This is a genomic window from Streptomyces durocortorensis (assembly GCF_016901035.1).
GTDB classification, from domain to species: domain Bacteria; phylum Actinomycetota; class Actinomycetes; order Streptomycetales; family Streptomycetaceae; genus Streptomyces; species Streptomyces durocortorensis.
The window spans coordinates 1-2,047 of record NZ_JAFEUF010000024.1 but is presented as its reverse complement, the minus strand read 5'-3'; the positions used below and the strand labels follow the sequence as shown (position 1 = coordinate 2,047).

The following is a 2,047-nucleotide window of genomic DNA, read 5'->3' as shown; positions in this document are numbered from 1 at the left end:
CGAACCCCCCCCTTCCTCTCCCGCCCCCCGCCCCCGCTATTTGGGGGGGGGCCCCCGGGGGGGGGGGGGGGGGGGGGGGGCCCCCCCGCCCCGCCGACGACGGCCACGAGGTGGCCACCCGTGGCCGCGACCTCCTCGACCTGCGCGACGCCGCGCGGACCGAGACGTTTCTGAAGGAGGTCCGCCCGGACGCCGTGGTGCTGGCCGCCGCCAAGGTCGGCGGGATCATGGCCAACAGCACGTATCCGGTGCAGTTCCTGGAGGACAATCTGCGCATCCAGCTCAGCGTGATCGCCGGTGCGCACGCGGCGGGGGCGCGGCGGCTGCTCTTCCTCGGCTCGTCGTGCATCTACCCCCGGCTCGCGCCCCAGCCGATCCGTGAGGAGTCGCTGCTCACCGGTGAACTGGAGCCCACCAACGAGGCGTACGCCCTCGCCAAGATCGCCGGGATCGTCCAGACCCAGTCCTACCGGCGGCAGTACGGCGCGTCCTACATCAGCGCCATGCCCACCAATCTCTACGGACCGGGCGACAACTTCGACCTGGAGACCTCGCACGTCCTGCCCGCCCTGATCCGCCGCTTCCACGAGGCGCGCAGGGACGGGGCCCCCGAGGTGACCCTGTGGGGATCCGGCTCCCCGCGCCGCGAGTTCCTCCACGTCGACGACCTCGCCGCCGCCTGCGTCACCCTGCTGGAGGCCTACGACGGCGACGAACCCGTCAACATCGGCTGCGGCGAGGACCTCACCATCCGCGAACTTGCCGAGGCGGTCAGCGATGTGACGGGTTACCAGGGCCGCATCGGCTGGGACACCTCGAAGCCCGACGGGACGCCCCGCAAGCTGCTCGACGTCACCCGCCTGACCTCCCTCGGCTTCAAGCCGCAGATCCCGCTGCGCGACGGCATCGCCCACACCTACGCCTGGTGGCTCGGACAACTCCCGCCCGGACAGTGACCGTTCGCCGCCGCCGAGGCCTGGAGAGGTCTCGCGGCGGCGCACCGGTGGTGCTGCTCCTCGCATCAGCACGCCCGCCGCTCTCAGTACGCCCCGCGGCCGTCGGTGACGGCGCGCACGGTGCGGGCGAGGAGTCCCATGTCGGCGCCGACCGACCAGTTGTCCACGTACCAGAGGTCGAGCGAGACGGTCTCCTGCCAGCTCAGGTCGGAGCGGCCGCTCACCTGCCACAGGCCCGTGAGCCCCGGCTTCACGGTGAGCCGGCGGTGCTCCCGCTCGTCGTAGCGCGACGCCTCCTCCGGCAGCGGCGGCCGCGGGCCCACCAACGACATGTGACCCAGCAACACGTTGACGAGCTGAGGGAGTTCGTCGATCGACGTGCGCCGCAGCATCCGGCCGACCGGGGTCACCCGGGGATCGCTGCGCATCTTGAACAGCGGGCCGTCGACCTCGTTGGCCGCGGCGAGCCGCGCCTTGAGGTGCTCCGCGTCCGGCACCATCGTGCGGAACTTCCACATGGTGAAGGGCCGGTTGTGCTGCCCCTGCCGCACCTGACGGTGGAAGACCGGGCCCCGCGAGGAGAGCCGGACGCTCAGCGCCACGGCCAGTAACAGCGGTGCCAGGGCCAGCAGTCCGAACAGGGCGCCCGCACGGTCCAGCACGTTCTTCACCACCGCCTGCGGCCCCCCGCGCAGCGGCGGCGCGATGTGCAGCAGGGTGAGCCCGGCCGCGGTGACGGGACGCACCCGCGTCGCCGCCACGCCGGACAGCTCCGAGAGCACGGAGAGGGCGACGCCCCCGTCGTGCAGCCCCCAGCCGAGGCGGCGCAGCCGGTCGCCGGTCAGTTGGGGCCCGGGAGCCACCAGCACCAGGTCCGCCGCGTGGGCGTAGACCCCGCCGAGCACCGTGGAGACATCGTCGTCGGCCGGGCAGGACGCGAGGCGTCCCGGCATCTGCACCCCGTCCAGCTCCAGCCGGCCGGCCCCCACCGGTATGGCGGCGACGAGCGCATAGTCGTGATCCGTACGGGAGTTGAGCAGCTCGGCCGCACGGCGGGGAAGCCGGGTCCGCAGGGTGCTGCTGGTCGGTGA

2 protein-coding genes are annotated in these 2,047 nt (G+C 73.0%); one reads left to right on the top strand and one right to left on the bottom strand.

The genetic code is table 11. The features are described 5' to 3' along the window. Window positions 1-38: 38 nt before the first annotated feature. The gene (locus JS521_RS07660) at window positions 39-956 is read left to right on the top strand and encodes a GDP-L-fucose synthase family protein (RefSeq protein ID WP_372448566.1); all 918 of its coding nucleotides are present in this window, start codon (window positions 39-41) and stop codon (window positions 954-956) included. Window positions 957-1,039: 83 nt separating this feature from the next. Here the strand turns inward: JS521_RS07660 and JS521_RS07655 are convergent. Then, window positions 1,040-2,047 (bottom strand): exopolysaccharide biosynthesis polyprenyl glycosylphosphotransferase (locus tag JS521_RS07655; RefSeq protein WP_205081971.1); only part of this gene is annotated, 1,008 nt, incomplete at its 5' end.